We start from the raw sequence: 23,867 nt of genomic DNA on the forward strand, positions 1-23,867 counted from the left end.
GCTCGATCGCATCTGGCAACATTGTCACGATTGGGCAGTAGCGTCGCCTCTATCGCGCGTGCGCCACTGCGGCCACCTGCCGGCTCCCGCTCGTGCTGGCGACACGAGGACAGGCTCACATGCTGGGCTAGCGGGATCGGCGGACGAGGTCAGGCCGCGTCCTCTTCCTCAGCTAGGCGAATCGGCACCTCGACTCCGTCAGCGAAGCGCGCCGCGATGACCAGCTCGCCGTTCATCGCTTCGATGAACTTCCGCAGCGTGCCGACGTAAAGCTCCGTCCGCCGCTCCATCTTGGACACCTCTGCTTGGCTCACGCCGAGCAGTTCGGCCATCGTCTCCTGCGTCAGGCCTCGGGCCTTCCGAAGCTGCGACAAGTGCAAATCGTCGGACAGACGCTGCGCCTCCGCCTCCATCCGATTGCGGGTCTCCGGCTTCGTGCGAGTCTTGATGTCAGACCACTTGTGTCGCTTCATATCAACCCTTCCCGTTTCAGTTCCTGGAGGTAATCGTCGCACAGGGTGTCGGCAAGCGGGACCTGCTCGTCGTACCAACGGTCGTTTCCGCTCTTATCGCCACCCAACAGAAGAATCGCCGCCCGTCGCGGATCGAACGCATACAGCACCCGATACGGACTCCCCTCGTGCTGAATCCGCAACTCACGCATGTGGCGGTGCCGCGACGTGGCGATACCGGATGAATACGGGAACGGCAACGCTGGTCCATGTTCGACCAGCAACTCGACGACGCGACCGACGCTGACCTGTTCTTCGTCGTTGAGGTCACCGAACCAGCCGGCGAATTCGTTGGTGCCCTCAACTTCCCACGCCACGGCTTAAAGTATGCCATATAAGGAATAATGTGTCGAGGGTTATACTTCGCCGGCCACCTGCTCGGGCGCGCCACCATGTGCCTCGGTGCCGCGGTCAGGATGGCCTGTCAGATCGCGTTCGTACCAGTAATGGACTCGGCTGGCATCGGATCAACCACCACTCGACGCGATCCAGAAACGCGCAAACTTCCCGTCCTCCTGACTAGCGGCGAGGTCGCGCAGTTGCTGCGAACGACGAGGAAGGCCGTGTACGCCATGGTCGAGCGAGGGCAGCTCCCTGGAGTGGTCCGGCTCGGCCGCCGTGTCCTCGTCCAGGAGAGGGCTTTGGTAGACTGGCTCGGCCAGAAGTCCACGTCATCGTTGGAAAGGTAGACAGCGATGAGCGTAGTAGTCAGACCGTACAAACGGGGTGGTTGGCATGTCGACATCCGCCTCAAATTGCCAGACGGAAAGGAGGTTCGCGAGCGAAAGTTGCTCAAGACGGTGTCGAAGTCAACGGCCCAGCGATGGGGGCAGGACAGGGAGAGGCACTTTGTGCTCCATGGCCTCCCGAAACCCACGAAGGAGGTTCCAACGCTTGAAGAATTTGCGCAGAGGTTCCTGGATGGCTACGCGCGGGCCAATCGTCAGAAGCCGAGCGGGATTGCCGCCAAGGAGACGATCCTGAATCGGCACCTGATTCCGATGTTAGGAAGTCGACGACTCGACACGATCACCACGGAATCGGTGCAGGATCTGAAGCGCGAACTGCGGATGAAGTCACCCAAGACCGTGAACAACGTGCTCACAGTGTTGGGCGTGCTGACCAAGAAGGCGGTCGAATGGGGCGTCATTGAGAAGGTGCCCTGCACGATTCGATTGCTGGCCGTTCCGACGCCGTCGATGGCGTTCCATGACTTCGACGACTACGAGCGACTGGTTGAGGCAGCCGACGGGCTGGGACCTGACACATCCCTTATCGTGCTCCTCGGTGGAGACGCTGGGCTGAGGTTGGGGGAAATCCTGGCGCTCGAATGGACGGATGTCGACTTCCACAAGGGTCAACTCTGCGTGGAGCACTCGCAATGGAAAGGGCATCTCACCACGACGAAAGGAGGCCGGTTGCGACACGTGCCGATGACGGAGCGCCTGGCGATCGCCATGAAAGCGCATCGTCACCTGCGTGGCAAACAGGTATTGGTCCAGGCGAGTGGGGAACCCCTCACGATGAAGATCGTGCAGAGTTGGGTAGCCCGCGCGGCCCGAATAGCGGGGGTGCGGCCTGGGGTGCATATCCTCCGACACACGTTCTGTTCTCGTCTAGCGATGTTGGGCGCCCCGGCGAGGGCAATTCAAGAACTCGCGGGGCATCAGGATCTGAAGACGACACAGCGTTACATGCACCTGAGCCCGGCCGCGGTTGAAGGAGCGATTCGGCTTCTCGATGCACCGAGAACCGGCTCGGCCTTTGGCAACATGTTGGCAACGGGTTCTACCGAGTCCGCTAACATCACTCGGTAGAACAGGTTAGATGGTGGAGGCGGCGGGAGTCGAACCCGCGTCCGAAAGGCCTGTCACCGTAGGCGTCTACATGCGTAGTCGAACTTAAAGGTTCGCGACCGTCATCGAAGTTCGACGAACGTGCCGGCCGCTAGTCCGTGAAGTCTCGTCCTCAGGCGCCGGACGCGCTAGAGAACCAGCCTGCTAAATGGCGTGCACTCCCCACCCGCAGGCTGGTGAGGGTGCACGTCGCGGGGATTAGGCCGCGAGTGCGAGCTGCGTGTCCGCAGTTGCATTGTGTTTCCGCCGGTTTAACGAGTCGGGTGGAAATGGCTCGGCATGCATCCCACGATCCCTTGCCCCCGTCGAAGCCGTGTCGCCCCCACAAGGTCAGTGTCGCTCCACCATCTTAACAGTTCCCCAGTTCCCCAGTTCCCCAGTTCCCCAGTTCCCCAGTTCCCCAGTTGTACAGCCCCGCCCTTTGGTTCATAATTGACAGACCACATGACAAACGAGCAGCGCGTGCGCGAGGTGGTTGACGCTTATCTGGACCGGACGATCCATGACCTGGAGGCGCGGGTGCAGGCCCTGACCAAAGACCTGATCGGGCTCATCATCGACCAGGAAGCCAGGCACGCCCGCGAACTCGAGCAGCTCCGCCAGCAAGTCACGTCCGCGGCGCCGGTTGGTGAACCGGTTCCTGAACAGGTGGTGGCCCCGGTCCTGTCGGCCGTGCCCGCCAGCGCAACGCGCGAAGCGCGTGTGGAAACCATGGAACGGCTGCTGGGGTCGGTGCGACGAATCGACCAGTCCAATGGCCTCAACGCCATCCTCGGAGCCCTGGCCCGCGGCGCGGCCGCTGAAACGTCGCGCGTCGCCATCCTGCTCGTGGACGGCTACATGTTCCGCACCTGGGGCCACTTCGGGTTTGCCGAAGGCACCGGCCCCACTGAAATGCCTATTGGCGCATCGGGAACGCTCGCCGCAGCCGTGGCGCTCAAACAGACGTGTTTCGTACCGCCGGTCATTGATGGCCGTGACGGCGAAGGGCCTGCCTTCATGCGCGTGCCTGCGGGACACACCGGCTTGGTCGTGCCGCTCACCGTCGGCGGGGAAGTGGTGGCGGTGCTGTACGCAGACGACATGTCGCGCTCGGTGGAGCACGAAGACGCGCCGCTCTGGACTGAGGAACTGGAACTCCTCGCACGTCATGCGGCGATTCGCCTTGAGAACGTCACGTCGGCCCGCACGGTGGAAGTGCTGGCCCGGGCCGACTGACATGCGATTCCTCCCACTGGCGTTCGGTCTCTCGCTGGTGGCGGCGCTTGGTGCGCAGGACCGACTCTGGCTGGCACCAACGCCGGCAGACGCCCGGCCCAATGCGATTGCCACGGCGCTCGCACACCTCGAAGACGGCAAACCCGCCCTCGCACTACCCGCACTGCGACGCTCTATCGGCCAACCGGTCGTCGGGCGCTACGTTCGGCTGCAACTGGGACGAGCCGAACTGGCCGACAAACAATTCGACAACGCGGCCGCCTCCGCTGCGGCCGTTCTCGCCACCAAACCAGAAGGCTATTTGCTCGAACAGGCGCTGTGGCTGGCGGCCGACGCGGCCGAAGCACGACTGGCCTGGACTGACGCGACCAAAGCGCTGGCGACGCTCACCACCCAACCACTCGTCGCATCGTCAATGGCGAAGGCGTTGTACCGCCTGGGCCTGGCAGCACGGGAAGCGGGGCAGCTCGACAGTGCCGTGAAGGCGTTGACGCGCATCCACGACGAATTCCCCTCGTCTCCAGAAGCGTCTGACGCGACCAAAGCGCTCCTGAGCCTGGCGCCGTCATTCCAGGCGGCCACCGCCGAACGTCTGACCGTTGCCATGAGCCGCGCACACCAGTTGTATGCGGCGCGGCAGTATCCCGAGGCGCGCATCGCGTATGAAGGCGTGCGGCCGCTGGCCGGCAAGATCGATCGCGACCTCGTGGACCTGCGATTGGCGCAGTGCGACGCGCGCCTGAAGCGGTATCCCGCGGCACTCGCGGCGCTCGACGCCTACATTGCCGGCGGCGGCACCAATCGCGACGAAGCCGAGTACTTCAGAGTGGGTGTGCTCCGCGATATGGGACGCCACGCAGAGTACCTGCGCGACGTCCGCGCGTTTGTCGATCGCGGCCGCGACCCGGTCTTCGTCGAATCCGCCCTCAACGATCTGGGCACGCACTTCATCCTGGCCGATGACGATGGGAAGGCCGCGGCGGTGTTTACGGAGCAGTACGATCGCTTCCCCACGGGCGCGTTTGCCGGTCGTGCAGCCTGGAAGGCCGGGTGGTGGGCGTTCTCGAGCGGGAACTACGCCCAGACCGTGCGCCTCTTCGAAAGCGCCGCGCAGGGGCTGCGTCGCGCCGACTATCGTTCTGGCTGGGTCTACTGGGCGGCACGCGCGAATGAGCGCCTTGGCCACCGTGAGCGCGCGGTGGCCGGCTACCAGCAGACGATGGCCGATTACGGCAATTCGTATTACGGCCGTGAAGCCGAACGCGTCCTCGGTCAGATGCTCGCGGCATCGCGCCCCACGGCCGCAGGGGCGGTGAAGCCGGTGCGCCGCGAATCACGAGTGGCGTTTGCCCCAGGCGCGCCGCCAAGCAATGTTCCGCTCATCCAGGCGCTCCTGACGTCGCAACTCTATGCCGATGCTGCCGGCGAACTGCAGCGAGTCCAGCGGCTCGAGGGCAACTCGCCGCTGATTGAGGCCACCCTTGCGTATGCCTTGAACCGCGACGGGGAATTGCGCCTCGGCATCAGCGCCATGAAGCGCGCCTACCCGCAATACATGGCGGATGGCGGGGAAACGCTGCCGCGCGAATTACTCACGGTCCTGTTCCCGGTGGCCTATTGGGATCTCATTCAGAAGCACTCCGCGCTCCACAAACTGGATCCGTATCTGGTGGCGGCGCTCGTCGCGCAGGAATCCACGTTCGACCCCGAGATCCGGTCGGCCGCTGACGCGTGGGGCCTGATGCAGATTCTGCCCTCCACCGGCCGGCAGTATGCCCGCTCGTTGAAGATCCGGCCGTTCAACACCGCCAGCCTGACCAAGCCCGAAATCAACGTGCGCATCGGCACCACGTACTTCGCTGACCTGGTCAAACGTTTCGGCGGCGTCGCGCCGGCGCTGGCGTCGTACAACGCCGGAGAAAGCCGCGTGTCGCGCTGGCTGGCCGAACGACCGGGCGTCGATCGCGACGAGTTCATCGACGGCATTCCGTTCCCCGAAACACAGGGCTACGTGAAGAAAATCCTCGGCACCGCCGAGGACTACCGGCTGCTGTATCGCCGCACGCCGGCCGCCACTCCCCGGCGCTAGACATCGGCATAGCCGGGTCTGAAGACCCGGCCTCCGAAGACAGTCGTCCCTCCTATGGAGGCCGGGTCTTTAGACCCGGCGTGGGCCAGATCACTTCGTACAGCGACACCGGGTGTTCGTCCACGACGAGCCTCAGCTGATTTGGCATGTTCTGCAGTTGCAGGCGCAAGGCCGGGCCCACGTCGGCAGGGTAGTCGTTGAAATGCACGACGACCCATCGCACCCCGCGCGCGCGCAGCACCGCCCACGCCTCAGGTGAAGGAAAACTGGCCAGCGCCGCGGCGTCCTCCGGGAAGCCGGCCGGGGTGTGGTCGCTATAGCCATTGATCAGCGGCTGCCAGTGGAACGTGGACATCAGCATGTATTCGGTGTGCCGGTGCCGGTCAGACGCGTCCTTGAAGAATGGAAACTCGGCCACCGGCGCTCGCGGCATCACGGCGAGCCGGCGATACGCCGGCGCCACCGCCGGTGCGTCTGCCAGTTGCAGGGGACCCACCCACGACTCGGCCAATGCGATGACGACGAGCGCGGAGGCCAGCCATGGGCCCAGCTTCACCTGGCGTCGTTCGAGCCACGTGATCGCAAACGCGGCCAGCACTGCGGCCGAAAGCCCGACGAGCAGGCCGAATCGTACCGGTGCGCGCAGGAACGAAAACGCCGGCACCACCTGGTAGAGCAGTGAATACAGGCCGGCATCCGGGCCTGCCGAAATCCACAGCGCCAGGAGCGCCACCGCCACGTAAAACACCATCGTCTGTCGATGTGGCGCCTTCGCTCGAAGGGCGAGACCGGCGCCCACGGTGGCGAGCAGCACTGAGAGGAATCCCGGAAACAGCACCTCCCTGAAGTCACCGAGGTAGGGCAGCATCCAGCGGTGCACCCAGGCGGCCGAGGCCAGATACTCGGGCCCGCGCGTGGAGTAGAGTCGGGCTTCGGCGAGCGACCGCGCGAAGCCCGCTTCGCGCACTCCGATGTAGGGCACAAAAAACGGACCCACCATGACCACCACGACGCCCGCCGCCATCAGCGCGCCAAGCCAGAAGCGCGACTGGCGGAGCCGGCGCTGCGCAATGGCGTTCCACAGAAGGCCGAACCCGGTCGCAAGCCCGGCAAAGATGCCGTAGTACGCACAGGCCAGCCCGGTGACGCTCAGGGCGGCGCCAAGGAGTGCGCCGCGTCGCATTGACGGCGCCTTGGTGAAGTGGTGCATCGCCGCAAGTGATAACGGTGGGCCAAACGTCATCAGGAGTTGGATGTGCGGCACGTGCGCGAACATGTAGGGGCTGAAGCCGTACATGAGCCCGGCGATGCTTGCGCTCAATTGGCTGCCGCCAAGCACCCGGACCAGGAGAAAAGCCGAGAGCGCGGCTCCGGCGAATGCCAGCAGAACGACGGTGTTGTAGCTGGCGTACGGATTCTTCGTGGCGACCCAGACGGGCGCCGCGACGATGCCGGCAATGATGTTGGCTTCTGAGTAGGCCAACGTCTGCTTGTGGGGGTAGAAAATATTGGCGTCAAAAAGCGATGCCGGATTCGTGGTCAGGGCGTGCGCCACCCACGCCACATTCCACACACCATGCCTGCCGTCGCCGCTGTCCACCCGTCCGGCAGACCCGAGGCGGGCGGCGATGGGCCACGTCAGGATCGCCGCCACGACAATCGCAATCAGGGAGGCGACGCATGCGTCGCGGAGTCGTGAAGGCATGAAAGAATGACGGCCGGATGCGGGAATTCTATCGCAGTGTGCGCGCGGGTGTGGGACCCGCCATCATCGGCATTTCAGCATGGTGCGCGGCCGGCACGGTCGGTGTGATCTCCAGCGACTCCGGAGCCGGTCGCCTGCTCGCATTTGCTCCATGGTGGGCCGGCCTTCTCGCGTTCGCACTCGCTGCGTGTGTGCCCACCTGGCGCGCACGCCCGATCACAGCTGTTCCCGCATTGTTGAGCACGATGCCGTGGTGGCCAATCCCCCTTCCCGCGGCGGCCCTGGTGTGGACGGGAGCGCTCGCCTGGGTGCCCATCGGCGCATCGCTGCTGGCGGCAGAAGGCAGCCGGACGCTCGGGTGGCTCAATAGCGCGATTGGCGCGCAGACGCCTGACCGGGCGACCCGTGTGGCGGCGCTGGGATCGCTCGTCATCGCGCTCGGCGCCGCATGGGCGGCCGACCCGCGCGTGCCAGGCGGCGACGAGCCGCACTACCTGGTCATCACGCAGAGCCTGCTCAAGGACGGCGATTTGTTCATCGAGAACAATCACACGGCCCGCGACTACGCGTCGTATTTCGGGGGCTCGATCGCCCCAGACTACCTGGTGCGAGGCAAGGATGGGCGCATCCCTTCGATCCATGCGCCAGGCGTGTCGGCCCTGGTGCTGCCGGGGTTCGCCCTCTTCGGGTTTCGAGGCGCGCAGGCGACTCTCATTCTGCTGTTCGCGGTCACCGGCGCCTTGCTCTGGCAATCGGCGTGGCGCCTCACAGGAGACGCATCAGCCGCGTGGTTTGCCTGGGCGGCCGTGGCCGGGTCCACCACCATGGCCGTGTTGAGCTTCATGGTGTTTCCAGACGCGCCGGGCGCCTGTGCGGTGGCCGCCGGTGTCTGGCTGCTGGTGGCACTGCCACACGCGCCCGGTCGCGCTGTGGTCTCGGTGTCCGCGGCTCTTGCAGCGTTGCCGTGGCTCCACACGCGGTTCAGCGTCCTGGCCGGCGCGCTCGGCCTGGCCTTGCTCGTGCTGATGCTCCGCGACAAAGCTCGCCCAATGGCCGGCCGTCTGCGGCGAGTCGCGCTCTTTAGCGCGCTTCCGGCGATCAGCGCCCTGGCGTGGCTCACCACGTTTTATGTGCTCTACGGTTCGTTCGACCCCCGCGTCCCGTACGGGCCCAATCCAGAAATCCGGTCGTGGATTTGGGGTGCGGTGACCGGATTGTTCGTCGACCAGCAGTTCGGCCTGATGACGTTTGCACCCGTTCTGCTCGCCGCAGGCCTTGGTGTGATGGTGAACGCCCCGCGCCGGTTGCGCCTGCTGAGCGCGCTGTCGATCGGCATCGTGATGGTGTACGCGATGGCGGTGGCCAGTTACTGGATGTGGTGGGCGGGCGTGCCTGGGCTGCCCTCGCGCTTCATGACCGCGGCCCTGCCCTTGCTCGTACTTCCGCTCGCCGTGGCGTGGTCGCGGTCTGGCGTCGCGAACCGCCGGTTGCTGCTCGCCGGGCTGCTGGTGTCGCTCGCGATCACTGCCCTGGTGTTATCGGTCGATCGAGGCGCGATGGCCTGGAACGATCGCCGAGCGGCCCAGGCGGCCTGGCTCGAGTGGCTGAACCCGCTTGTGAACCTCCCAGGGGCGTGGCCGAGTTTCTTCTGGGACACGGAAGTCGCATTTCTTCGGCATGCCGCAGCCTCGCTCGCGGTGCTCGCCGTGTGGTGGCTTGCGCTCCGCACATTTGCCACCTCGCGCACCATCGTCGCCACCGGGATGTTGGTGGGTTTCATGCTGCTCACCCAGGTGGGCTGGTGGGTGACAGGCAGTGCGCCTCTGGACGCGGCTCGGGCCCAACTTGTCATCCACGCGGCCGCAGGGGCGCACGCGTCTGTTTGGCGGGTGGGCAGCGGGATGCGCCGGTGGGACGCGCTGGCCGAACCGCTTCGCTTTGAGCGCTTCCGGCCGCCGATCTCGGACCGTCAGTCTGCGGCGGTGATCTCGCTCGCGAATGTCCCCGGCGGCCTCTATCGCCTCGACGTTACGTCGGGAAGTCTCGCCGGTACCCTGACCGTTCGCATCGCGCGGCCACCCGCGCCGGCTTTGTACCGCTTCGACGTACCGGCGTCATCGTCACACTCCTTCCAGGTGACCCTGCCCGCCGGTGCCGCTGCGCTGGTTGTGGAAGGTGGGGCCCCCGAGTTCGCCCGGCAGGTGCACGCCAGTCTCGCGCCGGCGTCAGTCGCTCAGGCGCCAGGCGCTTTCGCGCGTCAGTTCGCCGCCTACGGCGACGCGGGTGTGTTCTTCCTTGATGGCAATGTGTTTCCCGAGACGCAGGGATTCTGGGTGCGGGGCGGACGTTCAACCAGCTTCGTGCTGGCTCGCGGCGGTGCTGCTGCGAATCGAGGGCACGTGCTGCAGGTGCAGAACGGCGGCGCCGCGAACACGGTGACGATTCAGGTCGGCGGATGGCAGGAGGTCCTGACGATGGCTGCCGGCGAAGTGCGCCCGGTGACGCTGCCGGCCGCCGACGCGTTAGGCAGCTGGCCGATCACCATCACCTCATCGTCCGGCTTCCGGCCATCAGACACGGCGGGGCAGGACGCCAGATTCCTTGGCGTGTGGATCCCACTCAACCGTTAATCGATCTAGTACCGAAGCGCTCCGCCGAACCAGAGTCCGTTGAAGCGGAAGTCGCCTTGGTCTGTCTTCACGCGCAGGAATGTGTTCATGCGCCTCCAGCCCACCTGGACGCCGAGGTGCCGTGAGAAGTTCATGGTCCCGTAGATGTCGATGTCCACGTAATTGGCCTGGTAGTTCTCATCGATATCCGGCAACTGGAAACCGCTGACTTCGGCGGTGATCGAGATGTTCTTCAACGGGTACGCGCGGCCGACCAGGCCGAAGGCCGGCAGAGGGGCTTTGGCCACGGTGGCTTCGTCGTTGATCGGCGACTTGAGGCTCGCACTCATCTGCGTGTACCGTCCTTCGATGAGGAAGCCGACATAACCGCGGTCGGTGTAGAAGAAGTCGAACTCATATCCGACGCGCCAGACCTTCCAGTCGAACGTCGATTTGATCGGCACGTTCACCGGATAGAGGATGCCGTTGAAGATGATCTGCCGCTTCAACGTCGAGTCGGCAGTGTAGCTGACCGGCGTGTACTGGAAGCGGAACTTGCTCTTCTTGCTGGGGCGCAGGACGAGACGGCCGTCCATGAACTGCGTTTTTTTGAATCCCAGGTCGGACACGAAGTCGATTTGGGTGCCGACGATCCCGAACTGTTCGGACGCAATGAGGCCGAACAGGCCCGGGCGCCAGATGGCGCCGCCCACTTCGATGTGATACTCCTCGCCGATCGCCCGGGTGGACGGCGGGCGGTCGTCGGCCTGCGCCAGTGCCGTGGACGGCAGCGCCACAGCGGCCATGAGCCCAGCGCCAAAGAGTAGTGCCCGCAACGTACAACCTCGCATGGAAACCTCCGTTTCGGGGGGTATCGGCCGCTCAGCTGTCAGGGAATAGACCTCGCGGCCACGAAAATCCACGACGGAGCACAGGGAAGGACCCACGACGGATCACAGGGAGGCGCAGAGGCTCAGAGGTCAGATCTGCTTAAACCTAAAGAAAAGAGCCTCAAAGACTCGGAGTCTCCCTGTGATCCGACGTGATCTAGTGAACCGAGGCTTTCGGGTCCCAGCCCATGCGGAGGACGGTGACGGCGGCCTTGCGGCGGCCGAAATCGAGTGCCTCGAAGCAGCTCCAGATGTAGATGTCCAGTTCCCGCCCCTGCACCTCTGGGCCTGTGTCGAGCACGGTGTAGATGCCTTCGTAGGCCTCCGGCACCCCCTCGATCCGGATGATTGACCCGGCCGGGAGCAAGGCGGGGTCGGATGCGGCGATGCCTGGCCTGACCTTGACGCCGGATGCGGTCGTTTCGCCCTTGCAGTAGGCGGTCACGTCAAACCGCAACAGGCGGCCGGGGGATGGTGCCGCAGTTTCGCTGGCCGTCTCGACGAGGGCCGTGCGCGAATCCATCATCACGCCCTCGTAGATGGCGAGAAACAGGACGCCGGCGGCGCCGGTGGCCAGCAGCTTCATCCGCAGAGACCGGGACAGGCGGAACGACATGTGCTGCCGAACACTCTAGCTGGAATCGATCAGAAATGTGAGAAGCCGGTCGGCAGGTCGGCGCGCGCGCCACCGGCCACCACGCACGTCGCCCGTTCCTTTGTACACACGCCGATTTCGGTGACGCTGGTTTCGCCGGCCTGTCGAATTGCGGCCAGAAACAATCGTGTGCGGCGCCTGGGGACGGCGAACAGCAGCTCGTAGTCTTCGCCACCAGAGAGCGCCAGTCCTGGGGCATCGGCGCCCGTGGCTGCGGCCCAGGCGAGGGCACCCGGGTGCAGGGGCAGCGCGTCGCCCAATACTTCCACGCCGCAGGCGCTCGCTTCGGCAACCTGGGTGAGCGCGTCTGCGAGGCCGTCCGACAGATCCATGCAGGCCGACGCCGCGCGGTTATGCGCCACAATCTGACCCGTGCGCAGGCGCGCGTCAGGCCGGTCGTACTTCGACACGCAGGCGCGCCCGTCGTCATCGAGCCCGGCGAGGTCGGCTCCGGATTCACGCAGGGCGAGGCCCGTCGCGGCCGCGCCGAGACGCCCCGTGACATAGAGTCGGTCGCCCGGGCGAGCGCCCGAGCGGCGCAGGATGCGCCGGGGCCGCGCCACGCCGATGGCCGTCACGTTAATCACGACTGGGCCCGGCGACCGGGTGATGTTGCCACCCACCAGCGGCACCCGTGCCTGAGCGGCGAGCGCCAGGAATCCGTCCAGGATGCGATCGAAGTCATCGAGCGGCAGCGTTTCGGGCAACGCGAGTGACAGCAGGAGTGCGCGCGGTGCGGCGCCCATGGCTGCGAGGTCGCTCAGATTGACGGCCAATGCCTTGTGTCCGATGTCCTCAGGTGCCGACCAGGCCCGGCGGAAGTGGATGTCTTCCACCATCGCGTCGGTAGTGACGACATCCACCATGCCGCGTTCAGGCTGCAGCACGGCCGCATCATCGCCAATGCCTGTGACCACCCAGTCGGGCGGGGAAGGCATGCGGGCCCGAAGCCGCGCGATCAGGGCGCGTTCTCCCAGTTCAGTGATGGTCACGATAGCCAATGGTGGAAGGAGCCCCGCTTTGCCGTGTGGGAAGGTCGAATGAACCTGTTAGACAGGTGGAACCGCTTGTACCGCGCTTCAGGCTTCCTCCTCGCGGGAGGCATGCACACCACGCGGCGTTTGCAGCTCACTTGGAAGAAAAGCATCGGCTCAAACGACGCTTCTAAACCATCACGAACAAAGCAGGAGCTGGTCCCATCCTACACCGCAATGCGGCGTTGCGCACCCAGAACCGTATCTACGAGGCGCTCGATCTCAACAGTTTTTTCCAGCACGCGGCTGTCGGCTTCGCCGCTGGCGGCGCGGGCGCGATACAGTTCGTCTGCCAGATTCAACGCCGCGATGATCGCCACGCGCAACGTGTCGGCGCTGGCCAACTCGTCGGCGGCCATACGCATCTTCCGGTCGAGGTACGTCGCCAATTCGGCGATGTAGGCCTGATCCAGATCGCTCTTCACAGCGTACCGCTGGCCGTGAATCTCGACGGTGACGACGCGTGTGCCCATGAGTGTGGGGCTAGAGCTTCAGCATGTCGATGTGCGAGATCATGTCCACGACACGATGGCGAATCTTCTCCCGCTCCTCGCGCAGCGCGGCGGTCTCGGCCGTGTGGGCCTCGAGTTCCGTGATGCGTGTGGTGGCGGCGTCAAGGTCGCGCTCGAGCCGCGCGGCCGCGTCGAGCGCCTTGGTGCGATCGGTGCGGAGTGATTCAATCATGCCGACCAGCTGTTTGACTTTCTCTTCCAGCCGGTCAATCGGTTGCAGTTCTGTCGTGGTCGCCATCCGGTCGTCCTTTGTCAGTTGCCGCGCAGGGTCGTTCCATGTGTCCGGGCCAGGGCCTCGATGATGGCCTCAACCGCCTGTTGCACTTCAGCGTCGGTCAGCGTGCGGTCCCGATCGCGAAATGTCAGCCGCAGCGACAGGCTGACTTGACCGGTGGGCACACCCTTGCCGTGATACCGATCGAACTCGCGCACATCCACCAGCGTGGCGGGTGCGCTGGCTCGAATCGTGCCACGAACCGCCGCAGCAGGCAAGCCGGCGTCGATGAGGATCGACAAGTCGCGTTGCACCGATGGGTGGCGCGGCAGGGGAGTCACGCGCCGCGGCGCGGCGTCTGCCCCCTGGAGGGCAACCAGTTGGTCCAGATCCAACTCACCGGCCACCACCGTGACTCCGGCCGGCAGACCGCGCGCAGAGGTGAGGCTCTGCAGCAACTGACCGACGACACCCACACGCCGGGATGTGCCCGCAACATCCACAAGCAGCGATGCGGCCCGCCCCGGTACACACCACGGCACGTCTGCGGCTGGTTCCGATCGACAGGTGACACCGAAGGCGTCGGTCAACAACTCGGCAACGCCGAGTGCATCAAACAGATCGACCTCCGCCGCCGGCTGGCTCCAATGCACCTGCCGCGCGCCCGCGAGCACCCAGCCCACGCGTTGCCGTTCGCCCTGCGTCGAGAACACGGAGCCGGCTTCGAACAGCCGCACGTCGGCGATATCGCGACGCCGGTTGTAGCTGAGCGCGTCGAGCAGGCCGGGCAGCATCGACGGTCGAAGCACCGCGAATTTTTCCGACAGCGGGTTCGCGATGGTGACAAGCGATGCAGGGCCGGCGACAAACGGTTCGGCGGCAACCTGCTCGATGAATGTGAAGGTCACGGCCTCCTGCAGGCCCGCGCCGCAGAGCAACCGCCGGATGCGCCTTGCGCGCAGTACCGCGGCGTCCGCGCGGTGCGGAGGTGTTCGAAGTGCGGGGAACGTCGCAGGCACGCGATTGACGCCCCAGTGGCGGCCGACTTCTTCGATCAAGTCCGCTTCGCGGGCCACGTCCACACGCCAACTCGGCACGCGCACGAGCCAGTCGGTGTTCGCGGGCGTGACGCCAAATCCCAGGCTCGTGAGAATGCGCATCACGTCTGCATCCGGGACCTGGTCGCCGAGCAAGCGGTCCAGACGCGAGCGCAGAAGGACGAGATCGCGATCAGCGGCCGGCGATGGGTAACGGTCTGTAATCCCGCCGACGCGACGCCCCGCGCCGATGCGCTCGAGCAGGTCCAACGCGCAGGCCAGGCCGGCAGTGGCCGCCTCAAGGTCGGCGCCGCGTTCGAACCTGGCGGACGCTTCGGTCTTCAACCCCAGCCGCTTGCTGGTGGTGCGGACGGATGCCGGCTGGAACCACGCGCTTTCCAACGCGATGCGGGTGGTGGACGCGGAGACTTCCGACGTGGCGCCGCCCATGACTCCGGCGATGGCTACCGCGCGCGCGCCGTCAGCGATGACGAGCATTGACGCATCAAGTGTGCGGGACTGCCGATCGAGTGTGGTGAGGGTTTCTCCGACGCGCGCCATTCGCACGCGAATCTCCGGCCCCGCGAGGCGTGCCACGTCGAACGCGTGCATCGGCTGGCCCATCTCAAGCAGCACGTAGTTGGTGACGTCCACCACGTTGTTGATCGGCCGAATCCCGCACGCGGTCAGCCGATCCGCCAGCCACGCCGGCGATGGGCCGACCGTGACGTCGGCAATCGCCAGCGCATACCGTCCGCACAGTTCCGATTCTATGTTTACGGGGACGAATGGGTTTTCGGAGGCCGGCTCTTTAGAGCCGGCGGCTCCGTCGGGTCTAAAGACCCGACCTCCGAGGTCTGGCCCCTGGACCTTGGACCCTGGACTCTGGACCGCGAAGGCGGTGGCCGCCTCGCGCGCCAGCCCGCGAACACTGAGGCAGTCCGGGCGGTTGGCGGTGATCTCGAAGTCGATCACGTCGCCTTCGATGCCGGCCACCTCGAATCCGACGCCGGCCACTGCGGCCGCGATGTCGTTCACGCTTGCCGACGCTGGGAGGTCGGCGAATTCACGCATCCAGCTGACAGGGGCCTTCATAGTGCGATCTGCTCAAGGAATCGGAGGTCGTTTTCGTAGAACATCCGGATGTCATCCACGCCGTACAGGCGCAGCGCGAGACGCTCGATGCCCATGCCGAAGGCGAACCCGGTGTAGCGGTTGGCGTCGTATCCGACGGCCTCGAACACGGCCGGGTGCACCATGCCGCAGCCGAGGATTTCAATCCACCCGGTGTGTTTGCACAACCCGCAGCCGCGCCCGCTGCAGCCCTGGCACTCGACGTCGAGTTCGGCGGACGGCTCGGTGTACGGAAAGAAGCTCGGCCGGAATCGTGTGGCCACTCTGGCGTCGAAGAATTCTTCTGCGAATGCGTTCAGCGTGCCCTTGAGGTCTCCCAGGCTGATGTGTGTATCCACCACGAGGCCTTCGACCTGTGTGAACATCGGGGTGTGGGTGGCGTCGAAGTTGTCGCGCCGGTACACGCGCCCTGGCGCGATGATCCGCACCGGCGGGTCATGAGATTCCATGTATCGAATCTGCATGCCTGACGTGTGTGTGCGCAGCAGCGTGGCCGCGCGGCCGTTGTCTGGTACCGGCACCGGTGACGACAGATACAACGTGTCCTGCATGTCGCGCGCCGGATGCGCGGCGGGCATGTTGAGCGCCTCGAAGTTGTGCCAGTCGTCTTCGATCTCCGGGCCCGCAATGACCTGATAGCCCATGGCCATGAAGATGTCTTCCACCCGCTCGCGCACCTGCGTGAGCGGATGCCGGCGGCCCACCCACGGGCGCCTGGCCGGCAGCGAGACGTCCACGGCATCTTTCGGGCGCGCGGTGGCCAGCACCGCGGCATCGCGCGCGTCGAGCGCCTGCTCAATTTCCTGCTTCAGGGCGTTGGCCATCGATCCCAGGGATCGCCGCTCTTCGGGCGGCGCGGTTGCGATCGACTTGACGAGCGCGGTGACGCGCCCCTGTTTGCGGCTCAGGAAGTCGTCGCGCAGTGCTTTGAGATCGGCGGGAGACGACGCCGCGTCGAGCGCGGCGCGAAATTGACGGGAGAGATCTTCGATGGACGAGGCAGCCATGGTGGTCAGGGCATTGTACGCGGCAGACGCGCGTCAGCAGCAGGGCAGACAATCAAAGGGCCGAGACGGAACGCCTCGGCCCTCACGAAATTCACGACCCCGGGACCCCAGGACTCCGGGACCCCGACCCACCTTCGCGCTGCGCGCTACGGCGGGCAGGCTCTGGACTCAGGACGCGGCGACGGACCGCGGCGCGCGTGTGCCCTTGTTGGACTTGGTCGCGGTCGCCGGCTGGTTGGCCTTGGCCTGTGCCGCCACCTTGGCGAAGGCCGCCGGGTGGTTGACCGCCAGTTCGGCCAGGCTCTTGCGATCCAGCGCGATCGTGGCGGCCTTCAGGCCGTTGATCAGCTGTCCGTAGGTCAGCCCGTTTTCGCGAGCGGCGGCGTTGATGCGCACCACCCACAGCTGGCGGTAGTCGCGCTTCTTGCGGCGACGGCCCACGAAGGCGTAGTTGAGGGCCTTATCAACAGACTCCTTGGCGGAGCGGTACAACTTGCTCTTATTGAGGAAGTAGCCCTTGGCGCGCTTCAGCAGCTTCTTGCGCTTGGCGACGCGGACGGTTCCTCTCTTAACGCGCGGCATGACAGTCCTTTCAGTCTCAGTCGTACGGCAGCATGCGCTTCAGACGGGGGGCATCTGTCTTGTCGACAACGTGCGACCCGCGCATCTGGCGCTTGCTCTTGGTGGTTTTGCTCGTGAGGATGTGGCGCTTGAACGCCTTGGACCTCGTGAACTTACCGGTGGCAGTTTTTTTGAAGCGCTTTGCGGCGCCCCGATGACTCTTCAACTTCGGCATAGTCGTTCCTACTCACTCCGATCGCACATCCCCTGATGTGCCTTCCACGGGCCGGGCTTCCCTGGCCTCTTTCACGTCCTTCGAGTCTTTCGAATCCGTCGCCGGCTTCGCCTTTTTCATGCCGGGCCGGGGCGCCAGAATGGTGTGCATCTGGTTGCCTTCCTTCAACGGCATCGACTCAATCACCACCATGTCGCCCAGTTCACCGGTCAGGCGTTCCAGGATGCGGCGGCCAATCTCCGGGTGGGCCATTTCGCGGCCACGAAAAAATACCGTCGCCTTGACCTTGTCGCCGTCCTCAAGAAACCGCTCGATGTGCTTCTTCTTGAACTGGTAGTCGTGTTCGTCCACCTTCGGCCTGAACTTGATCTCCTTGACCTCGATGACCTTCTGGTGCTTCTTGGCCGCCCGCGTACGCTTCTGTTGCTCGTACTGGTACTTGCCGAAGTCCATGATGCGACACACCGGAGGCACCGCCGTTGGTGAAATTTCCACCAAATCCAGCCCCTTGGCCCGCGCGATTGCGACGGCCTGTGGCGGCGGCATGATCCCCAGCTGTTCGCCGTTATCGTCGATCACCCGAATTTCACGAACCCGGATTCGTTCATTGGTCCGTACGCGGTCGTCGCGTCGGGGACCTCGGTCGTAGGCTATAACGTGCTCCTTTGTGCCAAACGCAAACCCCTATCTTACCGCCGACTGAGCACTTCGTCACGTGCCGCGGTCAGGAAATCTTCCAACGCCCTCGCGCCCTGGTCTCCGCCCGTCCGGCTCCGCACCGCAACCGTCTGTTCGGCCGCCTCCCGGTCGCCCAGGACCAGCATATACGGCACTTTTTGCAGCTGCGCCTCACGAATCTTATAGCCAATCTTCTCGACGCGCCCGTCCACCTGCACCCGGAAACCCGCCTCGGACAGTCGCGTCCGGACGGTTTCCGCCCATTCGAGGTGCCGGTCGGCCAGCGGCAACACGGCCATCTGGACCGGGGCCAGCCACAACGGGAAGGCCCCCGCGTAGTGCTCGATCAGCATCGCGATGAACCGCTCGAAGCTGCCAAAAATCGCACGGTGGATCACCACCGGCTGGTGTTCCTGGTTGTCGGGGCCCACGTACTTCAGCCCAAAACGCTGCGGCATCTGGTAGTCGAGCTGGATGGTGGCGCACTGCCACTTCCGGCCGATGGCGTCGGTGACGTCGAAGTCGATCTTCGGCCCGTAAAACGCGCCGTCGCCTTCGTCCACCCGATAGGCCGTGCCGGTGGACTGCAGGGCGCGCGTCAACTCCGCCTCAGCGTGGTCCCACGTCGCCTTCTCACCCAGAAACTCCGCGGGGCGTGTGGACAGCTTCACTTCGTACGACAGGCCGAAGTCGCCGTACACGCGCTGCACCAGACGCAGCAACCGCTCGACTTCCTCGCCGATCTGCGACTCCATCACAAAACAATGCGCATCGTCCTGCGAGAACTGGCGCACGCGCGTGAGGCCGGCGAGCACACCTGAAGCCTCGTTGCGGTGAAGCGGCGTCTGTTCATGCAGGCGCAACGGCAGATCGCGATACGACCGGGTCTCGCTGCCGAACACCAGCATGTGGCCGGGGCAGTTCATGGCTTTGACACCCATCGCCGTTGCATCGGAAGGACCTCTGAGGTCGTTTCCTTTGGCTCCAGGGGAAACGACCTCAGAGGTCTTATCGCTCGTCTCGCTCCGGCCCTCAACCAGGAACATGTTTTCGCGGTAGTGCTGCCAGTGGCCGGAGGTTTCCCAGAGCGCCTTGTTGAAGATGAGCGGCGTCTTCACTTCGCTGTAGCCGGCCGGGAACAACACGTCGCGCATGTAGTTGGCCAGCGTGTTGTACAGCGTGGTGCCCTTGCCCAGCCAGAACGCCGCGCCGGGCGCCCACGTGTGGAACGTGAACAGGCCCAGGTCTTTTCCGAGACGACGATGGTCGCGTTTTTTGGCTTCTTCGAAACGCAGAAGGTGCTGCTTGAGGTCGTCTTCCTTGAAGAAGGCGGTGCCGTAGATGCGCTGCATCGGCGTACCTTGCGCATCGCCCTTCCAGTACGCGTTGGACGCGTTCAGCACTTTGAACGCCTTCAGCTTGCTGGTGCTGGGCACGTGCGGACCAAGACAGAAGTCCACAAAGGTCTCGCGGTCCTTGATGGTGTAGCAGGACACGTGACTCTGGCCTTCGGTCTTTTCCCGGATGAGCTGCACCTTGAGGGGCTCGCCGCGCTTCGTGAAGAAGTCGATTGCCTCGTTCCGATCCCACGATTGCCGTTCGTAGGGCAGGTCCTGCGCGGCCAGCTCCTTCATCCGTGCTTCGATGCGCTCAAGATCTTCAGGCACAAACGGCCGGTCCACGACGAAGTCGTAGAAGAACCCCTCGTCGGTGGCGGGGCCGATCCCGCACTGCGCGTTCGGAAAGAGCTGCGTGACGGCAGCGGCCAGCAAGTGCGCTGTGGAATGCCGGTACAAGGCGAGCGCGTCAGGCCCGTCGGGCGTCACGATGCGCAGCCGGGCATTGGCCGTGAGCGGGAAGCTCAGGTCCACCAACGTGTCATCGACATACGCGGCCAACGCACGGCGAACGACACCGCCTGGCAGCGCCTCTTTGGCAAAGTCGGTCACGGGTGTGCCGGCTGGCACACTACGTTCGGATCCGTCGGGCAGGGTAATGGTGACGTGAGACATGATGTAACAACCTTCGCGGCCTGCCAGCCGTAGCGGTGAGCGAAGGCGGCGCTTCCGCGAAGGTTGGTAGGCACGGGCGGACTCGAACCGCCGACCTCCTGCATGTCAAGCAGGCGCTCTAACCAGCTGAGCTACGCGCCTAGGCGAACAGATAGTATACCGCTTAATTCAACAGGTCCTTGAGGGCTTTGCCTGCGGTGAAGCGCGCGACTTTCCGTTTGGGAATTTTCACGGCGGCGCCCGTCTGGGGGTTGCGGCCCATGCGGGCCTTGCGGGCGGAGGTCTTGAATGTGCCGAATCCAACGAGGGTGACCGAGCCACCTTTCTTGAGGGCCTTGGCGACACCGTCCAGAAACGATTCCACGGCTGCCGCTGCACTCGACTTGGTCAACCCTGCGTCATTCGCGATTTTTGCGATCAGATCCTGCTTGTTCATGCTTCCTCCGCCACGCGGTTATACGCTCCGCTTCCAATCACTGTCAAGGATGTGCAGGGCGCGACTACCGCGGCGTCTTGTTCGCACTCAGGCGTTCGATGGCCTTCGCGAGCATGTCGTCGGTGGCGGGGGGCACGGCGTCGAACGCCACACTCGGCGATTCCACCGCGACCGTCGGCCGGAGTCCTCGCTCGTGAATAGACTCGCCGTCCATGGCCAGGTACCGCGCATAGGTCATCCACAGGCCGCTGCCTTCAGACAACGGCACCAGCCGCTGCGCGCCCGCAAGGCCTGCGGTGGGTTCGCCCACCAGGTCCGCGCGCTTGTTGCCGTTGAGGGCCGCGGCAAATACTTCGGCCGCCCCGGCCGTCCCGTTGGAGACCAGCAGCACCACCGGCATCGTCACTCGTCCGTCACCCGCGACGGCGGAGGTCGTGACGCGCGGCTGCGTTCGCTCAGCCCGAATCGCCAGCGTGCCTGTCTTGACAAAGAGCCGCGCTGCGGCGATGCCTTCCTCAATCGGGCCATCCGCCGTGGATCGCAGATCGATGACCATGCCGGAAGCACCGGACTTCTGCAGGCCGTCAATCGCCGTTCCCAGTGCCGTGGCCGTGCCTTCGCTGAAGCTCGTTACGCGGACGACGGCCACGCCCGAGGGCATCTTGACGGTGGTGACGTTCGCGCCCGCCGGCACTTCGCGCACCAGTGTCACCACATGCGGGTCCACTGCATTGCCGCGCAGCACCGTCAGTTCAACTTTGGAGCCCGGCGCGCCGCGCAACAGGCGGGCACCGGTGAACGCCGACACTTCGCGCGTCGGTTTATTGTCGATCCCGCGGATGTAATCGTTCGTCCGCAATCCGGCCCGGGCGGCTGGCGAGCCGTCGCGCACGCCAACGATGCGCAGATAAAATTGGCGCGAGACGACCAGCCCGACGTCACCCGCCGGCAGGGTCGCCTGGTTCTTCGCGAGCAAAACTTCTTCAGGTGTGAGGTACGCGCTCATTGGGTCCAGGCTGTCAGCCAGGCCGCGCATGGCGCCGTCCATCACCTTGTCGGCATTGGCGTCTTCCACGTAGCTCGACATGATGAGCGACACCACGTCTTCAAAGACGCGCAGATGCGGGAAGGCCTGCTCGTTCGCGTTCGCGTTCGCGTTCGGCGCGGTCCTGGGCGCGGCCTTGGCGCTGAGCAGACCGCCGATGGCGATCAGCGCGACCAGAGGCGTCGAGACCAGAAACACGAGCCAGCGTGACTTGGATGTCATGCGTTTAATAATACGACCTCTGAGGTAGTTTCCGCCTGAGTTGCGACGGAAACTACCTCAGAGGTCCTGGCGCCAGAGGTCTTCCGTCCATGCCGGCTGGAATCGTTACCCCGAAATGCTGCAGCACGGTGGGCGCGATGTCGATAATGTTGGCGCGCCCCTGGCTGTTGACCGTGATCGGACGGCTGGAGATCAGCATGCCGGCCGTGGTCGCGAAGTCGTATCCGCCGTGGTCGCCCGACCACTTCCTCATATTGGGGTAGACGATCCCTTTCGGCGATCCGCCCAACGTCGTCTGCCAGGACACGCGATAGCCATCGGCCAACCCCACCTGCAGGTCCGATGCGTTGTGCAGGTATTCGCCCGTATACACGTCGTCTCGTTTGTAGACGTTGGTGACGATCGGTGCGCCCGTGTCGGGGTCCACAAGCGAGGCGATCAGGCGCTTACTGAGATCGTCGGCCAGGGTCCGGTACTCCTCACCCGTCGAGACGATACCCTGACCCTCTCGGCCGCGGAGGTTGAAGTAGATCTGGCCCAGGCCCATCGCGTAGGCGCGCGTGCGCGACCAGTCCACGTCTTCGAAGTACTCGCCGCCACCGCCAAACAAATCGGCCAGCGTCTTGTCGGCGGATGTGGTCTGTCCCTTGAGCACCATGAAGCCCTGTTCGACGAGCCAGGTGTTCAGGTTGACGGCTTTGCGCCACGAGTGGAAGCCGTGGTCGGACACGATCATGAGTGTGGTGTCGGCGCCCGTCTGGTCAAGGACCTCGCCGATGAATTGATCCGCGCGCCGGTAGACGCGCAGGATCTCGTCACCAAACTGCGCAGCGCCCTCCGCGGTGTAGGAGGGATGCGTGGTGTCGCGGTGCCGCCACATCATGTGCTGCACGCGGTCGGTGGCCTCAATCACACCAACCAGCAAGTCCCACGATCCGGACGTGAGCCGGTTGAGGATGACCTGGGCGCGGTCGTCGAATGCGCGATACAGGTCGTCCATGAATGTGGTTTCGGTCATCCGGTTTTCGTCGAGCGGCCAGGTGGCTTCAGCCCATCCGAGCGTGCGGAAGGGACCGACGCTCTTGTAGAGGTCACGCGCCAGCCTCGCAGGTGATGAGATGGGCAACGGCGGCGCATCCGGCTTCCAGTTCACCGGCGCGATGTAGATCTGCAGGTCGTCATCAGCCTTCCGGACGTGTACCTGCGTCATCCCTTCGATCGACACAAACAGATTGACCCTGAACTTCAGGTTGATCCACTTGCTCCACTCACCGGCCTTCAGCGTCATCTTCTGGCCACCCAGATCGATGTCTGCGGCGGCACGTCCCTTCGTCCACGTGACGGTCAGCGGGAGCGTGACATCCTGTTTCGCCTCAAGCTCTGCCTGCGCCGTGCGGTCGGCATCGGTGAGCGGGGCTTTTTCTGCCAGCTCCGCAAGTTGCGCACGCACGATGGGATTCGGGGGGCCGTAGAAGGTGGCACGCGCCGTATCGCCCTCAAAGGGCAGGCGCCGCACGATACCACCCATTTCGGTGGGGTCTTCCTCGAAGCGGCTCACGTCGGTGCCGTAATAGTGGTACGTGCCCATCGTGCCGCGGATGTCGGGCAGCGGCAACCCGGCCAGCAATTCGCCATTCGGCACGTCCTCAGGTGGAAACGTCACCGGCACTGTGAGGATGCTGCTGCGCACGCCCGCCTGCCCGGCGGTAACCCAGAACGACGTGCCGCCGCGCATCGTGTGAATCTGCGGCCGGGACCTGGGAATCCAGTTCCACAGGAAGGTGGGCGGCGTGCGCGTCACCATGCCCAGGTCCGGTCTGTAGATCGCCGCATCGCGCACGAGGAAGTCGTAGATGTTGTGTTTGCCCGGATTCACACCCGTCGCAAACGACGCCCACGCCGTCGGCGACTCCGGCGACACCGTCGTTTCCAGGTCGTACAGACCGCCGGTCTTCATGACCTTGGCGAAGTTCGGCAACTGTCCCGCCGCCATGAACTCACGCACGAGGTCTGGGTCCATACCGTCGAAGCCGATGATCACCAGTTTTTGCCGACCAGCATCGGGCGCAGGAGGCGGGCCGCCACAGGCCCATGCGGCGCCGACGACCGCGACCACACCAACAAGACAAACGCGCTTGACCACACCGGATTGTAACTGACGGAACTGACGGAACTGACGGAACTGGCGGAACTGGCGGAACTGGGA

General features: G+C 64.8%; 22 protein-coding genes, 1 tRNA gene and 2 other RNA genes. 5 read left to right on the top strand and 20 right to left on the bottom strand.

Annotated elements, in window-relative coordinates:
- Positions 1-149: 149 nt before the first annotated feature.
- Complete coding sequence (locus tag IPL75_08450) at positions 150-473, bottom strand: helix-turn-helix transcriptional regulator (GenBank protein ID MBK9240290.1); 324 nt, start codon at positions 471-473, stop codon at positions 150-152.
- A complete protein-coding gene (locus IPL75_08455) occupies positions 470-829 on the bottom strand; it encodes a type II toxin-antitoxin system RelE/ParE family toxin (GenBank protein ID MBK9240291.1) in 360 nt (119 codons plus the stop codon). Before IPL75_08455 ends, IPL75_08450 begins: the two co-directional genes overlap by 4 nt.
- A gap of 27 nt (positions 830-856) precedes the next feature.
- Here IPL75_08455 and IPL75_08460 point away from each other — a divergent pair, with 27 nt between their 5' ends.
- Both IPL75_08460 and IPL75_08465 read left to right on the top strand, forming a co-directional pair.
- Positions 857-1,201 carry a helix-turn-helix domain-containing protein gene (locus IPL75_08460; protein ID MBK9240292.1) on the top strand — a complete coding sequence of 115 codons (345 nt, stop codon included), beginning with the start codon at positions 857-859 and terminating at the stop codon, positions 1,199-1,201.
- Between the two features lie 162 nt (positions 1,202-1,363).
- A complete protein-coding gene (locus IPL75_08465) occupies positions 1,364-2,329 on the top strand; it encodes a site-specific integrase (protein ID MBK9240293.1) in 966 nt (321 codons plus the stop codon).
- An 11-nt stretch (positions 2,330-2,340) separates the two neighbouring features.
- On the opposite strand, the gene ssrA is transcribed toward IPL75_08465, so the two are convergent.
- Positions 2,341-2,692: a transfer-messenger RNA gene (gene ssrA / locus IPL75_08470) on the bottom strand.
- Between the two features lie 120 nt (positions 2,693-2,812).
- Here ssrA and IPL75_08475 point away from each other — a divergent pair.
- Together IPL75_08475 and IPL75_08480 are read left to right on the top strand one after the other, a co-directional pair.
- A complete protein-coding gene (locus IPL75_08475) occupies positions 2,813-3,586 on the top strand; it encodes a hypothetical protein (GenBank protein ID MBK9240294.1) in 774 nt (257 codons plus the stop codon).
- A 1-nt stretch (position 3,587) separates the two neighbouring features.
- Positions 3,588-5,675 carry a transglycosylase SLT domain-containing protein gene (locus IPL75_08480; protein ID MBK9240295.1) on the top strand — a complete coding sequence of 696 codons (2,088 nt, stop codon included), beginning with the start codon at positions 3,588-3,590 and terminating at the stop codon, positions 5,673-5,675.
- Between the two features lie 52 nt (positions 5,676-5,727).
- On the opposite strand, the gene IPL75_08485 is transcribed toward IPL75_08480, so the two are convergent.
- Positions 5,728-7,380, bottom strand: a complete 1,653-nt coding sequence (locus tag IPL75_08485) for a hypothetical protein (GenBank protein MBK9240296.1) — start codon at positions 7,378-7,380, stop codon at positions 5,728-5,730.
- 17 nt (positions 7,381-7,397) lie between these two features.
- Between IPL75_08485 and IPL75_08490 the strand changes: the two genes are divergently transcribed.
- Complete coding sequence (locus IPL75_08490; GenBank protein MBK9240297.1) at positions 7,398-10,010, top strand: hypothetical protein; 2,613 nt, start codon at positions 7,398-7,400, stop codon at positions 10,008-10,010.
- 5 nt (positions 10,011-10,015) lie between these two features.
- On the opposite strand, the gene IPL75_08495 is transcribed toward IPL75_08490, so the two are convergent.
- From IPL75_08495 to IPL75_08570, 16 genes are all read right to left on the bottom strand, one after another.
- Positions 10,016-10,825 carry a hypothetical protein gene (locus IPL75_08495; protein ID MBK9240298.1) on the bottom strand — a complete coding sequence of 270 codons (810 nt, stop codon included), beginning with the start codon at positions 10,823-10,825 and terminating at the stop codon, positions 10,016-10,018.
- 211 nt (positions 10,826-11,036) lie between these two features.
- Positions 11,037-11,495, bottom strand: coding sequence for a 3D domain-containing protein (locus tag IPL75_08500; GenBank protein ID MBK9240299.1), 459 nt, complete (start codon positions 11,493-11,495; stop codon positions 11,037-11,039).
- Between the two features lie 29 nt (positions 11,496-11,524).
- Positions 11,525-12,526 (bottom strand): thiamine-phosphate kinase, encoded by a 1,002-nt coding sequence (thiL, locus tag IPL75_08505; protein ID MBK9240300.1) that lies wholly within the window; start codon positions 12,524-12,526, stop codon positions 11,525-11,527.
- A gap of 17 nt (positions 12,527-12,543) precedes the next feature.
- Positions 12,544-12,727, bottom strand: a non-coding RNA gene (ssrS, locus tag IPL75_08510) — 6S RNA.
- An 8-nt stretch (positions 12,728-12,735) separates the two neighbouring features.
- Entirely contained in the window at positions 12,736-13,041 is a 306-nt protein-coding gene (locus tag IPL75_08515; protein MBK9240301.1) for a cell division protein ZapA, read from the bottom strand.
- A 10-nt stretch (positions 13,042-13,051) separates the two neighbouring features.
- On the bottom strand, positions 13,052-13,318 hold the full coding sequence (locus tag IPL75_08520; protein ID MBK9240302.1) for a hypothetical protein: 267 nt from the start codon (positions 13,316-13,318) through the stop codon (positions 13,052-13,054).
- Between the two features lie 14 nt (positions 13,319-13,332).
- A complete protein-coding gene (pheT, locus tag IPL75_08525) occupies positions 13,333-15,426 on the bottom strand; it encodes a phenylalanine--tRNA ligase subunit beta (protein MBK9240303.1) in 2,094 nt (697 codons plus the stop codon).
- Positions 15,423-16,472, bottom strand: coding sequence for a phenylalanine--tRNA ligase subunit alpha (gene pheS / locus IPL75_08530; protein MBK9240304.1), 1,050 nt, complete (start codon positions 16,470-16,472; stop codon positions 15,423-15,425). Before pheS ends, pheT begins: the two co-directional genes overlap by 4 nt.
- Before the next feature lie 168 nt (positions 16,473-16,640).
- Entirely contained in the window at positions 16,641-17,054 is a 414-nt protein-coding gene (gene rplT, locus IPL75_08535; GenBank protein ID MBK9240305.1) for a 50S ribosomal protein L20, read from the bottom strand.
- Positions 17,055-17,070: 16 nt separating this feature from the next.
- Positions 17,071-17,268 carry a 50S ribosomal protein L35 gene (gene rpmI, locus IPL75_08540; GenBank protein ID MBK9240306.1) on the bottom strand — a complete coding sequence of 66 codons (198 nt, stop codon included), beginning with the start codon at positions 17,266-17,268 and terminating at the stop codon, positions 17,071-17,073.
- Between the two features lie 12 nt (positions 17,269-17,280).
- Positions 17,281-17,922 (bottom strand): translation initiation factor IF-3, encoded by a 642-nt coding sequence (locus IPL75_08545; protein MBK9240307.1) that lies wholly within the window; start codon positions 17,920-17,922, stop codon positions 17,281-17,283.
- A 35-nt stretch (positions 17,923-17,957) separates the two neighbouring features.
- A complete protein-coding gene (gene thrS, locus IPL75_08550) occupies positions 17,958-19,958 on the bottom strand; it encodes a threonine--tRNA ligase (GenBank protein ID MBK9240308.1) in 2,001 nt (666 codons plus the stop codon).
- A gap of 64 nt (positions 19,959-20,022) precedes the next feature.
- Positions 20,023-20,099 (bottom strand) — tRNA-Val (locus IPL75_08555).
- A gap of 22 nt (positions 20,100-20,121) precedes the next feature.
- Positions 20,122-20,394, bottom strand: coding sequence for an HU family DNA-binding protein (locus IPL75_08560; protein ID MBK9240309.1), 273 nt, complete (start codon positions 20,392-20,394; stop codon positions 20,122-20,124).
- Positions 20,395-20,458: 64 nt separating this feature from the next.
- Positions 20,459-21,661, bottom strand: a complete 1,203-nt coding sequence (locus tag IPL75_08565) for a PDZ domain-containing protein (protein MBK9240310.1) — start codon at positions 21,659-21,661, stop codon at positions 20,459-20,461.
- Positions 21,662-21,713: 52 nt separating this feature from the next.
- Positions 21,714-23,804, bottom strand: a complete 2,091-nt coding sequence (locus tag IPL75_08570; GenBank protein MBK9240311.1) for an alkaline phosphatase family protein — start codon at positions 23,802-23,804, stop codon at positions 21,714-21,716.
- Positions 23,805-23,867 lie beyond the last annotated feature (63 nt).

It is taken from the genome of Acidobacteriota bacterium, from assembly GCA_016716905.1.
Lineage (GTDB): Bacteria > Acidobacteriota > Vicinamibacteria > Vicinamibacterales > SCN-69-37 > SYFT01.